The organism is Xanthomonas sp. 3793, from assembly GCF_024806835.1.
GTDB lineage: Bacteria > Pseudomonadota > Gammaproteobacteria > Xanthomonadales > Xanthomonadaceae > Xanthomonas > Xanthomonas arboricola_F.
On record NZ_JANTYU010000007.1, the window covers coordinates 41,448 to 60,810 of the forward strand.

14 protein-coding genes are annotated in these 19,363 nt (G+C 64.9%); 10 read left to right on the top strand and 4 right to left on the bottom strand.

Features of this window, described 5'->3' with window-relative positions:
- Positions 1–165: 165 nt before the first annotated feature.
- The 8 genes from FHY18_RS19985 (at position 166) to FHY18_RS20020 (ending at position 10,544) form a co-directional block, all read left to right on the top strand.
- Positions 166–1,482, top strand: a complete 1,317-nt coding sequence (locus FHY18_RS19985; protein WP_259159396.1) for an NCS2 family permease — start codon at positions 166–168, stop codon at positions 1,480–1,482.
- A gap of 117 nt (positions 1,483–1,599) precedes the next feature.
- Positions 1,600–3,144, top strand: coding sequence for an adenosine deaminase (locus tag FHY18_RS19990; RefSeq protein WP_259159397.1), 1,545 nt, complete (start codon positions 1,600–1,602; stop codon positions 3,142–3,144).
- 352 nt (positions 3,145–3,496) lie between these two features.
- The gene (locus FHY18_RS19995; protein ID WP_259159398.1) at positions 3,497–4,957 is read left to right on the top strand and encodes an AtzE family amidohydrolase; all 1,461 of its coding nucleotides are present in this window, start codon (positions 3,497–3,499) and stop codon (positions 4,955–4,957) included.
- Entirely contained in the window at positions 4,957–6,537 is a 1,581-nt protein-coding gene (locus FHY18_RS20000; RefSeq protein WP_259159400.1) for a gamma-glutamyltransferase, read from the top strand. The genes FHY18_RS19995 and FHY18_RS20000 overlap by 1 nt, the downstream gene beginning before the upstream one ends.
- Positions 6,538–6,832: 295 nt before the next feature.
- Positions 6,833–7,198, top strand: coding sequence for a hypothetical protein (locus FHY18_RS20005; protein ID WP_259159402.1), 366 nt, complete (start codon positions 6,833–6,835; stop codon positions 7,196–7,198).
- A 261-nt stretch (positions 7,199–7,459) separates the two neighbouring features.
- Positions 7,460–7,753, top strand: coding sequence for a hypothetical protein (locus tag FHY18_RS20010; RefSeq protein WP_259159403.1), 294 nt, complete (start codon positions 7,460–7,462; stop codon positions 7,751–7,753).
- A 342-nt stretch (positions 7,754–8,095) separates the two neighbouring features.
- A complete protein-coding gene (gvpU, locus tag FHY18_RS20015; RefSeq protein WP_259159405.1) occupies positions 8,096–8,554 on the top strand; it encodes a gas vesicle accessory protein GvpU in 459 nt (152 codons plus the stop codon).
- A gap of 397 nt (positions 8,555–8,951) precedes the next feature.
- Positions 8,952–10,544, top strand: a complete 1,593-nt coding sequence (locus FHY18_RS20020; protein WP_259159406.1) for a hypothetical protein — start codon at positions 8,952–8,954, stop codon at positions 10,542–10,544.
- Between the two features lie 150 nt (positions 10,545–10,694).
- Here FHY18_RS20020 and FHY18_RS20025 read toward each other — a convergent pair whose 3' ends face one another.
- The gene (locus FHY18_RS20025; protein WP_259159408.1) at positions 10,695–13,199 is read right to left on the bottom strand and encodes a prolyl oligopeptidase family serine peptidase; all 2,505 of its coding nucleotides are present in this window, start codon (positions 13,197–13,199) and stop codon (positions 10,695–10,697) included.
- A 113-nt stretch (positions 13,200–13,312) separates the two neighbouring features.
- Positions 13,313–14,200: an alpha/beta hydrolase gene (locus FHY18_RS20030; RefSeq protein ID WP_326521226.1), complete on the bottom strand. Its 888-nt coding sequence runs from the start codon at positions 14,198–14,200 to the stop codon at positions 13,313–13,315.
- A gap of 365 nt (positions 14,201–14,565) precedes the next feature.
- Between FHY18_RS20030 and FHY18_RS20035 the strand changes: the two genes are divergently transcribed.
- Together FHY18_RS20035 and FHY18_RS20040 are read left to right on the top strand one after the other, a co-directional pair.
- Positions 14,566–15,456: a LysR family transcriptional regulator gene (locus FHY18_RS20035; RefSeq protein WP_259159413.1), complete on the top strand. Its 891-nt coding sequence runs from the start codon at positions 14,566–14,568 to the stop codon at positions 15,454–15,456.
- A 142-nt stretch (positions 15,457–15,598) separates the two neighbouring features.
- Entirely contained in the window at positions 15,599–16,048 is a 450-nt protein-coding gene (locus FHY18_RS20040; RefSeq protein ID WP_259159414.1) for a nuclear transport factor 2 family protein, read from the top strand.
- 150 nt (positions 16,049–16,198) lie between these two features.
- Here the strand turns inward: FHY18_RS20040 and FHY18_RS20045 are convergent, their stop codons facing one another.
- Positions 16,199–17,398 (bottom strand): MFS transporter, encoded by a 1,200-nt coding sequence (locus FHY18_RS20045; RefSeq protein WP_259159416.1) that lies wholly within the window; start codon positions 17,396–17,398, stop codon positions 16,199–16,201.
- A gap of 523 nt (positions 17,399–17,921) precedes the next feature.
- Positions 17,922–18,815: a LysR family transcriptional regulator gene (locus tag FHY18_RS20050; RefSeq protein ID WP_259159418.1), complete on the bottom strand. Its 894-nt coding sequence runs from the start codon at positions 18,813–18,815 to the stop codon at positions 17,922–17,924.
- Positions 18,816–19,363: the final 548 nt, after the last annotated feature.

A 19,363-nucleotide genomic window follows, 5' to 3' on the forward strand; every position in this document is an offset into this window, starting at 1 on the left:
GCCACGCATTCCGTGCCCAAGGTCCGTGGCAATTGCCGTTGCGCAGTGCAAGATGTTCGGCCCGCGCGTCTGCGCAGCGACCGCGCGGGCCCCCCCTGTGCCAATGAGATGTCTGCCGATGGTCGTGTGTGTGATCGCCCTCCCCCACCGTTGCCGGAGCGTCCGATGAGGCGCTGGCCCGGATTTGCGCTGGCTGCCAATGGCAGCAGCGTGCGCACGGAGGTCCTGGCCGGCGCCACCACCTTCCTGACGATGGCCTACATCGTCTTCGTCAACCCCGACATTCTGGCCACCACCGGCATGGAGCACGGCGCGGTGTTCGTGGCGACCTGCCTGGCTGCCGCGCTCGGCTCGCTGCTGATGGGCGTACTGGCCAACTACCCCATCGGCATGGCGCCGGGCATGGGTTTGAATGCATTTTTCGCGTTCTCCGTGGTGGGCACGCTTGGCTACAGCTGGCAGCAGACGCTGGGGCTGGTGTTCGTGTCCGGCTGCGTGTTCCTGCTGCTCAGCGTCACCGGCGCGCGGCGCTGGCTGGTGGACGGCATCCCGGCCCCGTTGCGCAGCGCGATTGCGGCGGGCATCGGCCTGTTCCTGGCGTTGATCGGCTTGCAGAAGGCCGGCCTGGTGGTGGCGCATCCGCAGACGCTGGTGACCCTGGGCGACCTGCATCGGCCCGAGCCCTTGCTTGCGCTGGCGGGGCTGCTGCTGATCGGCGTGCTGGAGGTGCGCCGCGTGCGCGGAGCGATGTTGCTTGGCATCCTGGCGGTCACCGTCGCGGCACTGGCGCTGGGTCTGGTGCACTACCAGGGCGTGCTGTCGCTGCCGCCAAGCCTGGCGCCGACGCTGCTGCAGCTGGACATTGCCGGCGCCTTGCAAGGCCATGGCAGCGGTGGCGCATTGACCGCCGTGCTGCACGTGGTGCTGGTGTTCGTGCTGGTGGAAATGTTCGATGCCACCGGCACCTTGATGGGCGTGGCCCAGCGCGCCGGCCTATTGCACACACACACGCACCGTCGCCAGTTCGACCGCGCCCTGCTCGCCGACAGCACCGCCATCCTGGCCGGCTCGCTGCTCGGCACCTCCAGCACCACCGCGTACGTGGAGAGCGCTGCCGGTGTACAGGCAGGCGGGCGTACCGGGCTCACCGCACTGGTGGTGGCAGCGCTGTTTCTGCTGGCGCTGCTGTTCTCGCCAGTGGCGGCGATGGTGCCGGCGTATGCCACCGCTCCGGCGCTGATCTACCTGGCATCGGTGATGCTGCGCGAGTGCACGCAGATCCAGTGGGACGACGTCGGCGACGCGTTACCGGCCGCGATCTGCATGCTGGCCATGCCGCTCACCTACTCCATCGCTACCGGCCTGGCCTTCGGCTTCATCACCTATGCGGCACTGAAGCTGGGCAGCGGCCGCTGGCGCGCCGTGCATCCGGCCACCTGGGCGATTGCCGGCCTGTTCGTGCTGCGCTATGCGCTGGAGTGAGCGAGGCGCCGCGGGAGTTTTCTGCTCCTCCCACTGGCCACCCAACGCGCCGCGCGGCAAGCTGCATCGCAACCGGCGGCGCCGCAACGCCGCCGTCTCACTCTCAGAGCTCACCGCATGCCACATCGTTATCGCTGTCTGATCCTCGGCTTGTGCACCCTGTTGCCCGGCATGACGCTCGCACGCCCGGTGCAGGCGCCTGCGCAACAACGCGAGCAGCAGGTGGCGCAGCTGTTTCGGGACGCGGCCGCGCAACCTGCGCAATTGCGCGCATGGCTGCAGGCCATGCCCAAGGGCGGCGACCTGCACAACCACCTCTCCGGTTCGGTGTATGCCGAGAACTATCTGCACTGGGCCAGCGAAGACGGCGCCTGCGTGCAGCTGGACGACCTGAGCCTGCGCGCCGCGCCGTGCGGCAAGGGCCAGGAGCCCGCCCGCGGCCTGGCTGCGCGTAATGCAGACTTGTACGGCCGGGTGGTCGATGCGTTGTCGATGCGCAAGTTCCTGCCCAGTACGAGCCAACCCACCGGGCATGACCAGTTCTTCAGCACCTTCGGCAAGTTCGACGCGGTAGTGCGTGCGCGTGTGGCAGACACCGTGGCCGCAGTGCTCGATCAGGCCGCACGCGACCGCGTGCCGTATGTGGAGATCATCGCCAACCCGCCGCAGATGGCGCAGGCCGCACAGCGCATGCAGTCGCTGCCGTGGAATGGCGATGACGATGCCGCCAACCTGCGCGCCCTGCAGGACGCCCTGCCGCCGCTGGTGCAGGCCGCGCAACGCGAGCTGGCTGCCACCGACACGCAGGTGCGCCGCGTCCTGCACTGCGACCAGGCCGATGCGCGCCCCGGCTGCCGGGTGAGCTACCGCTACGTGCCGTATGTGCTGCGCGTCCTGCCGCAACCGATGGTGTTCGGGCAGATGGCGCTGGCGCATGCGCTGATCGCTGCCGGCGGCAGCCGCGCAGTGGCGGTGAACATCGTCGCGCCCGAGGACAACCCGGTGGCATTGGCCGATTACACCCGGCACATGGCCATGTTCCGCTTCTTCGCCACGCGCTATCCGGGGGTGCCGCTGTCCCTGCATGCCGGCGAGCTGACGCTGGGGCTGGTGCCGCCGGCGCAGCTGCGCTCGCATATCCGCCAGGCCGTGGACGCCGGGGCGCGGCGCATCGGCCATGGGGTGGACCTGCCCTATGAAGACGATGCCAATGGGCTGCTGCAACAGATGCACGGCAAACAGGTCGCGGTGGAGGTCAACCTCACCAGCAACGATGTGATTCTGGGCGTCAAGGGCGCCGCGCATCCGCTGGCGATGTATCTGCGCGCCGGTGTGCCGGTGGTGCTTTCCACCGATGATGCCGGCGTCTCGCGTGCGGACATGACGCACGAGTATCAGCGCGCGATGCAGGAGCAAGCCATCGACTACCCGACTCTCAAGCAGCTGGCACGCAATGGCCTGACCTACAGCTTCCTGCCCGGCGCCAGCCTGTGGACCGCCGAGGGCGCCGCCGTGCCGGACTGTGCGGCAGCGCTGCAGCACGACACCGACGACGCGGCCTGCAGCCAATTCCGCAAGGCCAGCGAAAAGGCACGTCTGCAATGGCAACTGGAAACCGATCTTGCGCAGTACGAGCGCACGCTGCTGGCGCAACGCAACTGAGGCCGACACCATCCCCATCAAACGCACGACCCAGGCACGCTGCTGTGATGCGACGCCCGCCCCATCGTCGCCGCACTGCAGTGCTTGCCACGACTACAGCGCAGTGATCCACCGGCATGCCGCCAGTACTCCGGACATTCCCCACCTATCGGGCACGCTTGCGCCCAATGCATCCCCCATCGGATGGGTCGGCAGGCCCGAACCGGACGCGCTGAGACAAAACCGCCGCACTTTCCCGCCGCAGCGTGCTTTGATCGTGTGTCCGCAGCGTCGCCTGGCCCCACAGCCGCAGGCGCAGCGGTCAAGCATCGCACCGCACACCCGCCGCTTCCCCAGCAACCCAAGGTGACCCATGCAACTCCCAGCGCAGTGGCAGGCCGGCATCGATCGCAATAGCGAGGTCCTACGCGGCCACGCACAATTACTCGCCAACTTCGTCGCTCCACGTCCCGCATCGCCGGACGCAGCCATTCCGCGCGGCCAGATCGCAGCGATCGTCAGCACCACCCGCAGCCAGCCCACGCTGGCCGCACGTCATGCCACCCAGACGCTGACGCGCATCAACCAAGCCAACGACCGGCTGTGCGCGATCACCCGCCTGCTACCCGCACGCACCGCTGCCGATGCGGCGCGGGTGCAGGCCGCACTGGCCTGTGGCAGCGATGGCGGTGGGTTGGCCGGGGTGCCGTTCGTGGTCAAGGACCTGTTCGATGTCGCCGGCCAGGTCACCACCGCCGGTGCGGTGATCCGCGCGCAGTGCGCCCCTGCCGTCCGCGATGCAGCGGTGGTGCAGCGCCTGTGCGATGCCGGAGCGGTGCTGGTGGGCACCGCCAACATGGACGAATTCGCCTACGGCTTTGCCACCGTCAACGCGCATTACGGCACAACCGCCAACCCGCACGATCACCGGCATCTGGCCGGCGGCTCGTCGGGTGGCTCGGCAGCGGCGGTCGCGGCCGGGCTGGTGCCGTTTGCGCTGGGCTCGGACACCAACGGTTCCATCCGCGTGCCGGCCGCGTTGTGCGGCGTGTACGGCCTGCGCCCAACCCACGGTGCGTTGCCGCTGGAGGGGGTCTTTCCGTTCGTCGATGCGCTGGATGTGGTCGGCCCGTTCGCCACCTCCGTGGCCGATCTGCGCCGCGTCTACGAGGTCATGCATGGCCATGCGCTGCGTCATTGCAACGTCGCCAACCTGCGTATCGCCCGACTCGGCGGCTGGTTTCAGCGCAATCTCGATCCCGAGCTGGATGCCGGCATCGGCGCCTTGCTGACCGCCTGCAACAGCACCACGCACATCCAATTGCCGGAAGCAGAACGCGCCCGCGCCGCGGCCTTCGTGCTCACTGCGGCCGAAGGCGGCCATCGCCATCGCACAGCGCTGGGCACGCACGGCGATCAATTCGACCCGGCCACGCGCGACCGCCTGTTCGCCGGCCTGCAGCTGCCGGCCAGCGCGGTGGCCGATGCACAGCGCTTCGCGCAGTGGTTTCGCGCAGCCATGCAACAGCTATGGGACGACGTGGACGTGCTGATCGCCCCCGCCGTGCCCTGCGTTGCGCCACGGATCGATCAGGACACCATCGTGATCGATGGCCTGCCCGTGTCTGCGCGCGCCAATCTCGGCATCTTCACCCAACCGCTCGGCCTGGCCGGCTGCCCGGTGCTGGCCGCACCGTTGCCGCGTCCGGGGCGGCTGCCGCTGGGCGTGCAGTTGATCGCCGCACCCGGCCGCGAAGACCGCCTGTTCGCACTCGCCGCGCAACTCGAGCGCGACGGCCTGCTCGCCTTCAACGCGCCACCGGAGACACCTTGATGCTGCATACCCTGCGCGCGCGCCGCGGCATGGTCGTCGCCCCGCACCATCTGGCCGCGCAGGCCGGTCGCGACATCCTGCGTGCCGGCGGCAACGCCATCGAAGCGGCTGTCGCCACCGCCGCCAGCCTGGCCGTGGTGTATCCGCACATGACCGGCATCGGCGGCGATGGCTTCTGGCTGATCCATGAGCCCGATGGCCGCGTGCACGCCATCGATGCCTGCGGCCGCGCCGCGCAGGCGGCCACGCCGGACTTCTATCGCGGTCACACGCAGATCCCCTGGCGCGGCCCTGGCGCAGCCAACACCGTGGCCGGCACCGTCTCCGGCTGGGCGCTGGCGCTGCAGCACGGCGGTGGCGCACTTCCCTTGCCGCAGTTGCTGCAAGAGGCCATCCATCACGCCGACACAGGCGTCCCCGTCACCCTGGGCGGTGCGCAGGTTGCCGCCAGCAAGGGCAATGCACTGCGCTGCCTGCCCGGTGCGTATGCACGCATCTTCGAGCCGCGTGGCGCGCCCCTGCACGAAGGCGCGGTGCTGCAGCAGCCGCAGCTCGCGCGCACCCTGCAGCGGCTGGCAAGCGATGGGCTGGACGGTTTCTATCGCGGCGCGCTGGCGGCCGACATCGCCGCCGATCTGCAGGCGCTCGGCAGCCCGCTGCACGCCGACGACCTGGCCACGCATACCGCCGAGGCCAGCGTTCCGCTATCGGTGGCCGTTACGGGGGCGCGCTTGTACAACCATGCACCGCCTACGCAAGGCCTGGCCTCGCTGCTGATCCTGGCCTTGTTCGATCGCCTGCATGCCGAGCAGCCCGACGGCTACACGCATCTGCACGGATTGATCGAAGCCACCAAACAGGCCTTCCTGATCCGCGATGCGCACATCGGCGACCCGGCCTGGATGTCGCTCGATGCACAGGCGCTGCTGGACGACAGCGCCGCGCTCGATGCGCTGGCCGCTCGCATCGACATGACCACCGCGTTGCCTTGGCCGCAGCCATCGCAGGCCGGCGACACTGTCTGGTTCGGCGCCATCGACGCGCATGGCCGCGCGGTCAGCTGCATCCAGTCCACCTACTTCGAATTCGGTTCCGGCCTGGTCCTGCCACGCACCGGCATCACCTGGCAGAACCGCGGTTGCAGCTTCCGTCTCGCCCCCGACGGCTGGAACGCCCTGGCCCCGGGACGCAAACCGTTCCACACCCTCAACCCCGCCTTGGCCACCTTCGACGACGGCCGCGTCATGGCCTACGGCACCATGGGCGGCGAAGGGCAACCGCAGACCCAGGCAGCGCTGTTCTCGCGTTACGCCCGTTACGGCATACCGCTGCAGCAGGCCATCACCGCACCGCGCTGGCTGCTCGGCCGCACCTGGGGCGAAGACAGCACCACGTTGAAGCTGGAAGACCGCTTCGACCCGGCCGTGGTGCAGGCACTACGCGATGCCGGACATGCAGTGGAGCTTTGTCCTGCATATACCTCGGTGATGGGACATGCTGGCGCGTTGGTCCGCGAGGTCGACGGCGTGATCAGCGGAGCAAGCGATCCGCGATCGGATGGGGCGGTGGCTGGATGGTGATGGCTTCACACATTGAACAGCTTTTCCCGAAGCAACTTCATGATAGCGTCATACCTAGTTGGCCAAGGAAGCGCTAAGCCATGAAGACGCAACTACAACTTTTCAAGCAGGCACTGCTGGATGCCATCCCACGCATCGCCGTTGCCAAATGAAAACCTAAGGATTTCGACTTTGAACGCCTTCATTCTGTCCTGTTAAATAGCCTGAGCACACTTTCCTTGGAGCATTGCACAGGCCCTCAAATGGCATCGACTGCATCCAACCTGAAGCACTTCATACGGCCAACTAATCAATCATGAAAACCACCTGGGCAATTTCAGCTGCACTTTTGTTGGTTGCGACACCAGCCACCGCCAGCAGCACAATGTGCACGTTCACTGTCCCGAGCGGCAGCTCAACTTATGACCTTGAGTTCCTTGGCTACGGCGAAATTCAGCAAATCCTGTTCCGCCCACCTGGATCAGATGAGCCGAAAAGCCTGCCAATTGGCTCGTATCAAGTCATTGAATTCCAAGAAACAACCAGAACAATTGACTTGACTTATCGCAACCCTGGAAATGCGCACCTTCCACAATCCCTGACACTCAGGGGAGTTGGCAAAAACACCTTGATGAAGATCGCTGGCAAGACAATTGTCGGCGAATTTAATTGCGACCACTAATTCTGCCTCTAAATTGGGTAGCTTGCCGATGCAATTTTTCATCGCGCCCAATGCGCAGACACGGCAGGACCCGCGATTGGTTTTGAGCCAAACCCACGTGAGCAAGGACATCCCCGGGAAGATTGATTTATTCTGTCACATCATCGCTCACGGACTACTCACAAGGATGGATTGACGGCAGGGCGTCTTTACCAATTTCACAGACGGCACTTAATTCCAGATCCATGCGAAAGCCAATCTTGCGACTGAACTGAGTTTACGATGAAACCGTCCTTGAAGATTCTTAGCGCTGCATGGCATTTCTTTGCGGTGCTTCGCATCACCTTCTTTCTCACACTGACGCTTGGGGCTGCCCTGCTTATATCAGGCAGGGATCATGGAATTTTTGTTGTAATGCTTTCTTTTATCCTCGGCTATGCCTCTACCTTCTATCGTTGTCGCAACTGCCACAAGCATGTTGCTCATATCGATACATTCTGGATCGCATTCGCCCATCCGTTTGCCACTCGTTGCATCCATTGCAGCCACCCAATCCGCAGGCCTCGTGACGAGTAAGTTCGCTCGATCTTTCGCTCTGCGGTGTCGACTCAACTTGGACGCGAGGGTCGACATGCAAGATCTTTTGCCCGGCCTGTGGCGCCAGCAGTGGTGCGCGGGATGATGCAGTGGTGCCGCAGCACACGCTAGCGCCGAGGATCAAGACTCCAGCCAGGGCGGGCCAACAAGGGAAACATGTCATAGACTCTGGGCATGCTCTCCAAGGCGACGATAGCGGACCCAACCGCGTCACTCACTGGACAGGACGCACTTGCTTTCTTGGGCATGCGGGGCGATGCGCAGGCACGTCGTCACGCTTATTTCGACATACGCGTTAGACCTTTCACCAAGGAGAGCCACATGACAGAGCAAGACGACAATCAACCGAGCCTGGAAGACGTCAAACTGGCGTTCGACGGCCAGAGCGTGGATTGGTATCTGCAGAAGCTGGTCGCCACCGTCAATACCTCGAACGTGCAGTTCGGCATCACGCTGTTTGTCGAAGGCATCATCGTGTCCGGCCAGCTTGTCAGCGGGAAGCAGTACTTCGAGGCATTTGCACAGGAATTCTCTGCTGCCTATCCCGGCGATGCGGAGGAAAAAGAGGATATCCGTCGCGCGTTTGCCAGCCACGCCAGCATCTACGACACCGAGGACGATGCGCAGCAAAGCAGCAAGCCGCCGCAGTTCATTCACCTGATCGAATCGCGTTGCTTCTCACCCGGTGGACAGCCGCTGCCCAGCAACCGTGGTGTGCTCTGGCGCGGCAAGGTGAATGCCGTGTCCGGCTTTACGCTGGGATCGCTGTCGGCAGATTAAGCCCGGCACGCTCCCCGCGCTGGTGTGAGGTGCTCGCCACCTCACATCGCACCGTTGTACAGATCGCCACGCATGCTCCAGCGCTACGCAACGGCCCAAGCTGCCTGCGTTGCCGCCATCGTTCCAAATCGATCGCCGCATGGCTGCCGCGTTGCCACCTGCCGGTATGCCGGTGGCACCCAGTTGTTGCGCCCGGTTAAATCAGTGGGCCAGTGCGAGCCACGCGCCGGACTATGACTGAAGCCAGGGTTCTTTACGCCTTTTCGTGTTCGACTCTCTCTTGCTGGATCAAGCTCGGCACGCCGCTGTGCGCGCGCATCGCGCAGCGCGTGGATGCGGAGCCCCCAGGCTTGCGACGACGCATGTGAAACGGTGAAGCACCACACGGGGAGAATACATGGCGACATTCAGCGTGGTAATCGATCCACTGGGCACCCCTCCAGGCCAGACGCCGTCGACTGCGGTCGGTATCTGTCTCTCCGGCGGCGGCAGTCGTGCGCTGTCGTGTGCGCTGGGCCAACTGCGCGGGTTGCGCTATCTGGGGCTGCTGGACAAGGTGGCCGCGATCTCCTCGGTGTCCGGCGGGACGTGGGCCAATGTCCTGTTCAGCTATCTGCCGGAGTCGATCAGCGACGACGATTTCCTGGGGCCGGTGGTGCTGGATCCGTCAACGCTCACGCTGGAAGTGCTGGGCCAGATGGGGGACAACAATCTCGGCCAGGTGCCGTATCGGCTTGGCACGCTGCCGATCGTCGATGAACTGGCAGAGTATCGGCTGAGCAAACGCTACGCGCCCTCGGACATGTGGCAGGCGGTGATTGGCAAGCTGGTGCTGAAGGATTTCGGCTTGTGGAATCCGGATGTCACCGGTGTCGACCCGCGTTATTTCAGTGGCACGGCGAAGTATCTGGCGGAAGGCCCGCTGGTGCGCAATCCGCAGCTGACCAGCGACGACTTCTACACCGTGCGCGACGGGCGGCCGTTGCCGATCTTCAATACCTCGGTCTTCCTCAACGATAGCGTGAGCTCGGATCTGGTGCCGTTCGAGGCCAACTGGTTTCTCGGCGTGCGCAGCGTCTTCAACCAGCCGCAGCAACTCGGCGTCATCGGGGGAGGCCTGATCGAATCGTTTGCGATGGGCAGCGATTACATCGCCGACAACGGTACGGGCGAGGTCACCACCAGCGTGCCGCCACGCGCCTTCAGCCTCGCCGATATCGCCGGCTGCAGCAGCATGGCGCCGGCGCAGGACTTCGAAGAGAAGTTTCCCGAGATCAATGGCCTGGTGCCGCGGTATCCGTACTGGCCGGTCGATGGTCGTGAAAGCCAATCGACGCTGAGTTACCGCTTCGCCGACGGCGGCAACCTTGAAAACCTGGGCATCATGCCGCTGCTGGCGCGCGGCGTTCCGCGTCTGCTGGTGTTCGTCAACTCCGATCAAGGGGTCAACATCGATCCGGAATCGGGCGAGACGGTGGTGGCCGACGACCTGCCGCCGCTGTTCGGGCTGCAGCCGTTCTGCGACAAAACCCGTAGCTACCCCGCATACGCCGACGAGCAATTGTGCGTGGACGCCAATGGCATGTTCCGGCAAAACCAGGTGTTCGACACCGCCGCATTCGATGCACTGAAACAGGGGCTGTTGGCGGCCAAGAAATCCGGTGGTTCGCTGCTGGTGCGACAGACCCTGAGCGTGCTGGCGAATGACTGGTTCAATGTGCCTGCGCAGCAGTCGGTCGAGGTGCTGTGGGTGTACAACGATCTGGTGCGTGCATGGTGGAAGCAATTGCCGGATGAAACGCAGGCCGACCTGGATCTGCAAAGCGTGGACGATTTCCCGCTCTATGGCACGGTCACCCAACTGCATCTGTCCTACACGCTGGTCAACGCACTGGCGCACCTGAGTTGCTGGAACCTTGCCTCCGACAGCACGGTCGGCAATCCCGATGGGCAGAGCAATGCCGATGTGGTACGTGGCATGTTTGCGTGATGCGTGCACGGCGACGTGGCTGCCCATGCAGCCACTGACCAAGTGGCAGCCGCAGCGTGCTTTACCGGACCGCATCCGCCTGCAAGGAACGCCTCAAGCCTGCACTGCTGCCACGCCAGCTTTGAATAACACGCTGCATTGGCGTGCCACTCACTGCTTCGGCTTGCTGGTGGTGTCGCGCGGCGGCGCGTTTTTCACGTAACGATCGAACCAGTCCAGCATCTCGGCAACCACATCTTCGGTGGATTCGCGCGCGGTATACCAATGCGGTTCGAACGGCAGGAGTACCAGCCGCGCGGTGCCACCGTTGCCGCGGATCGCCTGGAACAGCCGCGGCGCCTGTGTGGTTTCGGTGCCGGGATTGGCGTCGTCCATGCCGTGCACGATCAGCAACGGCTCGTTGATCTTGTCGGCGTGGAAGAACGCCGAAGCCTGCGCATAGACCTCCGGCGCGGCCCAGAACGAACGGCGCTCGTTCTGGAATCCGAACGGCGTCAGCGTCTTGTTGTAGCTGCCGCTGGTGGCAGCGCCGGCGCGGAACAGGTCGGTCTGTGCGAGCAGGTTGGCCGTCATCAGCGCGCCATGGCTATGCCCGGTGACGCCGATCCGCTGGCGATCGACCACGCCCAGTTCCACCGCCTTGTCCACCGCAGCGGTGGCGTCGTCCACCAGTTGCTGCAGGTAGGTGTCGTAAGCGGTCTTCGGGTCGCCGACGATGGGGAAGGCGGCATCGTCGATGATCGCGTAACCGGCCAGCAACAACAGTTGGTAGTAGCTCAGGCGGGTGAAGTCACGCTCGCTGGCGCCACTGACCTGTCCAGCCTTGGAGGGATCGGCATAGTCCAGCGGATAGGCGTACAGGATCGCCGGCACGCGCGTGCCTTCGGTGTAGCCGGGCGGCGTGTACAGGGTGAATGACAGCTCCACCCCGTCCTTGCGCTTGTAGGTCACCAGGCGTTTTTTGATCTGACGCACCAGCGGGGTCGGATCCGGAAAATGGGTCACCGGCGTGGCAGTGGAGGCAAGCACCGCCTCACCCGTCGCCGCTGTCGGCAGCGCTTGGCCCAGCGTGCGCAGATACACATTGGGCGGGTCGGTCAGCGACTGGTGCCAGGTCAGCAGCCGCGCCACGTCGTCGCCGGCAAACCCGAAGAACACCTCGTCCACACTGGCATCGCTGCGAAACAGCCGCTGGGTCTTGCCACTGGCCAGCGCATAGCGATCCAGAAACGGCCGGTCTCCCGCCGGGGAGGCGCCCTGCCCGCTCAGGAACACCGCGCCCTGTTCTTCGCGCAACACGGCCTGGCCGTTGGCAACCACACGCATCTCCGGCAGACCGGGATCGGCGTACAGGTCGTCGGTGGACAGGTCGAACAACACCCGTCCGGCAGTGCCGGGGCGGTCGGCATCCAACAAGGTGGTGCGACGCCAGTGGCGGTTTTCATCGTAGTCGTCCAGCAGCGCCTGGCCGCCTGCGGCAAACCACGACAGGCCGGCATAACGCTGCTGCACGCGCGTGAGTTCACGCGGCTTGGCGGTGAACGGTGCCGCCAGCGACATCAACCTGTCGCGCGCGGGCACGCTGGTTTTCCAGTCGCCGCCATCCAGCGCCTCGGCCCACACCAGGGTGGCCGGCTGGTTGGCGCGCCAGGAATAGGCACGCGGACCGACAGGCACGCCTTGCACCGGCACCCGGTCGGCAACCGGCAGATCGGCCAGCACGCGCTCGCTGCCGTTGGCCAGATCCAGCACCGCCACATCATGGGCAAACCGCGCATAGGTGGTGACGTAGGAATACGGCTGCTTCAGCCGTTCCACCAGCACATGGCGGCCATCGGGCGCGCCATCCACATTGCTGTACACCGCTGGCGTACCGAGCTTGCGCTGGCTGCCGCTGCCCGCATCCACCGTGAGCAGCTGGGAGGTGGCGTAGTAGGTGAACAAGGCCTCGTCTTCAGGGCTGGAGAGCGTGTCGCGCGCCTCGTAGGTGCTGCTTTCGCCCTTGCCCTGAATGGTTTCCTTGACCTCCGGGCCGGGCGGCACTGCAGCCTTGCGTGGCGCCGCGCCCAGGTCTTGCGGCACCGTCTTCAACAGCAGGGTGTCGCTGCCGCCAAGCCACTGGATCTCACCGCCCAGCACCGGGTTGAGTTGCACACCCTCGATCCTGCGCACGTTGCCGGTGGCCACCTCGCCCACCCATAGCTCGACGCGGTCGGCGGCAGTGTTGTTGAAGGCGAAACGACGCCCGTCCGGCGACCATACCGGCGATGCCGGACAGGCGCCGGCCGGCAAGCTCACCGCGGTCTGCCTGCCACTGGCGACATCCACCAGGCTGAAGCCCTGCAGGCAGGAGCGAATGCCGTAGCCGTTGGACATGTCGTGGCGGCTATGCGTGCGCGGCTCCACACGCACGCCGGCCAGCTTCAGATACGGCTCGGCCACGCGCGCGATCGGCGGGTACTGGGTGCGCTGCACCAGCAACAAGGTCTTGCCGGAGGGATCCAGCCGCGGCGATGGATTGAGCGGCGCCCGCAATACGCTCAATAGCGGCTCCGGCGGCTGCCGGTAACCCCCATCGGGCGTGCCGGCAAGGACAGCCACAGGCAACAGGCTGGCAAGGATCAGTAGCCCGCTCCATCGGTACGCGCTGAGCATCTTGGCAATCTCTGGGGGAGTGATCGCAGCAAACTAGCACGCGCATGCAGCCTGCACCCGCACGCGGACGCAGCCCCGTCGCCGCGCCCGCAGTTCCCGCGCAAATGCACCGGTTACGCCGATGCGGCAAGCGTACGCCGCAGGAAATCCTCGATGTGCTGCGCGATCTCAGGCGCATGCGTTTCCAGTGCAAAATGGCCGGCATCCAGCAACTGCACCTCGGCCATCGGCAGGTCCGTGCGATACGCCTGCGCACCCGCCGGAATGAAGGCCGGATCGTGCCTGCCCCACACCGCCAGCAACGGCGGCTGATGCTTGCGGAAATACGTATGGAATGCCGGATAGGCGGCCACATTGCTGCGGTAGTCCAGGATCAGATCGAGCTGGATGTCTTCGGCACCCGGTCGCGCCATGTATGCGATATCCAGCGTGTAGCCATCGGGCGAGAGCTTGCGCGGATCGGCACCGGTGCCGTATTGCCAGTCGCGTGTAGTTTGCGGCGACAGCGAGGCACGGCATGCCTGGCGATTGGCCACCGTCGGCTCGCGCCAATACGTCTGCCACGGGCCCCATTGATCGCTGAAGCCTTCCAGATAGGCATTGCCGTTCTGGCTGATGATGGCACTCACCTTGTGCGGGTTTGCCGCAGCCAGACGAAACCCGACAGGCGCGCCGTAATCGAACAGATACAGTGCGTAGCGACTCAGTCCCAGTGCTTCGGTAAAGCCTTCGATCACCTTGTAGAGCTGTTCGAAGGTGTATGCGAACTGCCCGCGTGGCGGCGCCTTGGTATTGCCGAAGCCTGGCAGGTCCGGCGCAATCAACCGGTAGTGACGTGCCAGCAGCGGCATCAGATCGCGGAACATGTGGCTGGCGCTGGGAAAGCCGTGCAGCAACAGCAGGACAGGCGCATCCGCGCGCCCGGCCTGGCGATAGAACACTTCGACATCGCCAACGCGTTGGGTCTGGTAGCTGATGCCGATGCTCTGGTCATGGGACATGGCGGTTCCTTGGTCGGTCTGCGTGTTGCCGGAGCGTTCGCCTGCACGCACCGCACAGGCGCCCAGCGCGAACGCCGTTCCAATACTGGAGACCAGCATCTGGCGGCGGCCGAATGCAATCGGAAGATCGGCGTTGCGCGGCATGGACGAATCGGAGTGCGTCATGGCAAATCGGGGACCGGAGGGAGTAGCCGACATGCTAGGCATCGTCCGCCGGCAGCAGAACCGCCATGCCCATCAATTGATCATTGCGGCTGACGCAATGCTGCAGCCTTGCCTGCACCGCGCATCGACGATCCGCCACGGCGCACTGCTATTCTGTAGCGATCGCCAAGCGTGAGATACCGGTGGATCGCATCCAGGAAATGACGCTGTTTGCAGCACTGGCAGAGCAAGCGAGCTTTGCCGGCGTCGCGCGTCGCCTGGGCATTTCCACCGCCACGGTGACGCGCACCATCGCGCAGCTGGAAAAGCGTCTCGGCGTGCTGCTGGTGGTGCGTACCACCCGCAACATGCGGCTTACCGAGGCCGGCCTCCAGTACGCCATCGACTGTCGACGGCTGCTTGCCGATCTGGAGGATGTCGAGAACACAGCGGCCGGATTGCATGCACTCCCCAGCGGATCGCTGACCGTGACGGCTCCGCAGATGTTCGGCGCGTTGCATGTCATGCCCGTGTTGACGCGCTTTCTCAGTCGCTACCCCTCGGTTACCGCACGCGCCATTCTGGTCGACCGCGTGCTACCGCTACTGGAGGAGGGCATCGACGTCGCGGTGCGCATCGGCGCACTCCCCGATTCATCGCTGACCGCGATCCCGGTGGGCAGCGTGCGTCGCATGGTCTGCGCGTCGCCCGGCTATCTCGCAGAACAGGGCATTGCGCAGCATCCGGACGATCTGGTGCAGCACACCACCATCTCCACCGCATCGTCCGAGCGCGCACCCAGGTGGCCGTTTCGCATCGATGGGCGCGGGTCGCTGGTCGAGGTTGGCTCACGCCTCAGCGTGACTTCCTCCGGCGCTGCCATCACCGCCGCAGTGCAGGGCTGGGGACTGACGCAAGTGCCGGCTTACCAGATCCGCCAACACCTGCGCAGCGGCACGCTGGCCTGCATCCTCGAGGCCTTCGAAATCGCACCGGAACCGGTGCATGTGGTCTACGTGGAAGGCCGTCGCGGCTCATCCAAGATACGCACGTTTGTCGACGACTGCGTGGATGCCCTGCGGAAGGACCTGGGTTTTGACGTTGGCGTCTGAGCTTACGCTGTGATCGAGCAGCTGCACCATCGAGAGCTGGGCACCGGGTTGGGTTGATGGTGCGTTCTCATGACTTTCGATGCATGCGCATATCCTGCCCCGTGTGGGATGCTCGGCATCCTCGATGCGCGAAAGGATGCACATGATCACCTCTCGCTGGCTAAGCGCAACTGGCCTGATGTTTCTGCTGTATGCCGGCATCGGCAATGGCAGAGCGGCGACACCATCCACCGCGCAGGAGGCCCTGCGCCAGTACGTGAATGCTGAAAACACGTTCGACCTGAAACGCCTGGATGCAGTACTGGGCCCGCAGTTCGTGGAGATCAGTCCGCTGGGCCAGGTGGACACGCGCGCAGCTGTGCTGTCGTTCTATGCACCGGACAAGAAGGTTGCGGCACCGCCAGTGACGCTGGGCGAGATCGCGCTGCACACACAGGCAGACGTGGCCGTCATGACGACCCAGATCAGCTACCGCGTGGGCGAGCGCAGCATGACGCTCGCCATTGGGGCGGTCGCCCGGCATGCGCCATCGGGCTGGACGTTGCTTTCGGTGCAGTACACGCCGATCAGGCCGAGTCGGAACACGCCTTGATGCTGTTGTTGCCGGCTTGCATTGCTACGTGTGATGTCGGGCTCTGCCAGCCGGCAAGCCAATATGAAAGAGCCGGCGCCGACTCCGGCATCGTCGCGTGGTACGTGCTGACGCGGTGCGATGCGCGCGGCATCGTACAACCGCCATCACTCACGGCTGCAAGCGATCGCCCCGCCCTGCAACCAACGACGATGCCAGCAGCAATACGCTTGCGCCGACGAATGTGGCGCCGATCGACAGGTGATCCAACAGCGCGCCGCCCAGCGCGCCACCGAGCATGATGGACAACTGGATCGCGGCCACCATCAGGCCGCCGCCGCTGTCGGGCGCATCCTTGATACAGCGGCTCAGCCAGGTGGACCACGCCACCGGAATGGCGGCGTTGAGCGCGCCCCAGGCGATCATGGCCATCGCAACGGCCCACAACAGATGGCCGCCCAGCAGCATGCCAAGCGTGACGATGCCCAGTGCGGCCGGCAACACCGTGAGCAGCTTGAACAGACGCTTCGCGACCAGCACGGTTGCCGCGTAGGTGCCAGCGAAACCGGCAAGGCCCAGACCAAGCAACAGCAATGACAACTGCGACACATCGACCTGCGCAACGGTTTCCAGGAACGGGCGGAAGTAGGTGAACGCGGAGAATGCGCCAGCAAAGCCGAGCATCACCGCGAGCATTGCGCGAGCAACGTAACGACGCTTCAACAAGCCGGCGATGTCGCCCAGCGAGCTGGCGCCTTGCGCCGGCATCGACGGCAGGCTGCGCCATTGCCACGCGATGGCCAGCACCACCAACGGCGCCATTCCCCAGAACACACCACGCCACCCGATCACCGCACCGAGATAACTGCCCAACGGTGCAGCGAAGGCGGTTGCCACGGCATTGCCGATATACACGATGCCCAATGCCTTGGGCACCGCATGCTCGGGCATGATGCGCATCACTGTGGCGGTGGATAGCGCCCAGAAGCCACCGATGGTGATGCCGAGCAGCGCACGCGCGGCCATCAACAGGCCAAAGCTGTGCGCGCTGGCAATCAGCAACAACGACAGCAACATCACCGCGCTCAGGCCCAGCAAGACATGTCGGCGGTTCAATCGCGACGACAGCGGCGCGATCAGCAGGCTGGCAATGACCGCAAACAGACCGGAGATGGAGATCGCCTGCCCGGCCATGCCGGCGCTTGCGTGCAGGTCCGCTGCGATCGGCGTGAGCAGGCTCACCGGCATGAATTCCGATGCGATCAGCAACGCAACGCATAACGACATCGAGCCAACCGCACTCCAGGTCTGGCGCGTGGCAACAACGGTGTCGGGCTGGGCTGTGTCGGCAATCAAGGTATTGGCTGGCATGGATGAAGCCTTACGTGGGAGGCAGCACGCACGGCGCATCGCGAGGGCGCGCAGAGACGAGTGCTGTTCGGGACGGGAGCGCCAGGGGAGGCGACGGACTGCAGCGGCCCGCTTGCTTCTGCCGCATGAGCAACGCGACACAGCGCGCGATCGCGGCACGCGAGGGCGCGTCTGTGCAGGTAGCGCAGGTTACGTGGTCCGCATGCAGCGAGTAAGACGCCTGCGCCGCACGGGTTTATGAAACGCACTCATGAGCGTGGCAGGAGGCTGATCGTGACCGGACGCGCGGGGCGCTGCAGTTCGATGGTGCCTCCATCCGAGTACAGATCGGAAGACCGACTGCATGTAGTCGTGCAGCATCCGGGCAGACATGCCCTTGTGGAAGCTATTGGCCCGCGCCCTCCATCCTGGGCGCGACGCTCTGGCCCGCAACACCATCATTGGACGCACGCCGGCGACGCCGTGCTGATCCATGCAACGCTTCGCACAACTGCCGCGCATGCTCAACCACCACGCTCGCGCATCAGGCCTTGTAGCGCAATGCATCCAGCACCAGGTTGAAGGCTGGCGAAGAATGCCGGCGACTGGGATAGAAGGCATGCAGGCCCGGCCAGGTCGGCGACCAGTCCTTCATGATCCAGCGCAGACGCCCGGCCTTGAGATGCGGGCGTACAAGATCCTCCTGCACGAAAGCGATACCGAAACCGTCCACAGCCGCATCCACCGCTTCATAGACACCGTTGAAGGTCAGCTGGCCCTGCACGCGCACGATGACTTCGCGGCCGTCCTTCTCCAGTTCCCAGGCGTACAACCCACCGGCCGTTTTCATGCGCAGGTTGATGCAGCGATGCGCGGTGAGATCCTGCGGCGTTTTCGGCAAAGGCCGGCGTGCCAGATACGACGGCGCTGCGACGATGGCCATGCGCATGTCCGGCGCGATGCGCGCGGCGATCATGTCCTTTTCGACCTGATCGCCCAGACGCACGCCCAGGTCGTAGCGGTCGGCGACGATGTCGGTCAGCCCGTTGTCGACGACCATTTCGACGTGGATGTCCGGGTACTGCTGCAACAGGTTGGATAGCTTGGGCCACAGGATCTCGCGCGCGGCATAGTCGGTGGCGGTGATGCGCACCGTGCCTGCCGGGGTATCGCGCATTTCGCTCAACGCAGACAACGCCTCTTCGATTTCCGTAAAACGCGGCGCCACGGTCTGGATCAGTCGCTCGCCCGCTTCGGTCGGTGCCACGCTACGGGTGGTACGCGTCAGCAGGCGCAAGCCGAGGGTGGCTTCCAGCCCGCGGATGGTATGGCTCAGCGCCGATTGCGAAACACCCAGCTTGGCCGCTGCCCGGGTAAAGCTGCCTTCGCGAACGATGGCGATCAGCGCCAGCAGGTCCCTGAAATTGTCGCGGGCCATTAGTGAATCTCTTTCATGGAATGCGCCGACTGTAGCAGGCGCTTGTAGTCGGGGAGCGCGGTTATTGCCCCTCCCCGGCGGGACGTCAAGCTGTGGCCTGCGCGCTGCTGGCGCGCGTGCAGTGGTACGCCCTCGCCGCTTGCGCGGGCCGGGCTGGGCCGCAGCGGTGGTTGGGGTGAGGGGCTCGGCGAACCAGGCGGTGCGTCACTTCCAAAGCGTTGCCACGCGTTTGTCATTGCACGCACTGACATTTCTCTGTGACACATCCGCGTCTGCCCCGCAGGCACCTGCTCCCGGCGTGAGGAGGAAGAGCAAGCCCCTCCCCTTCGAGAGAAAGGGGTTAGGGTGAGGGTACGGCTGCTCAGCTCGATGCTGCCGCACGCTCGCCCCGCCCCGCAGGCACCTTGTCCCGGCGTGAGAAGGGACACCGTGCAGCACACCCTGCCTGTCGCGTTTTTTGCAACGCGCGACCCTAAAAAAACCGCTTTGGGGTGACGGGGGCGGTTCGTATAGTCGATTGAAGGCCTCGCACGCTCGCCGCGCCTGAC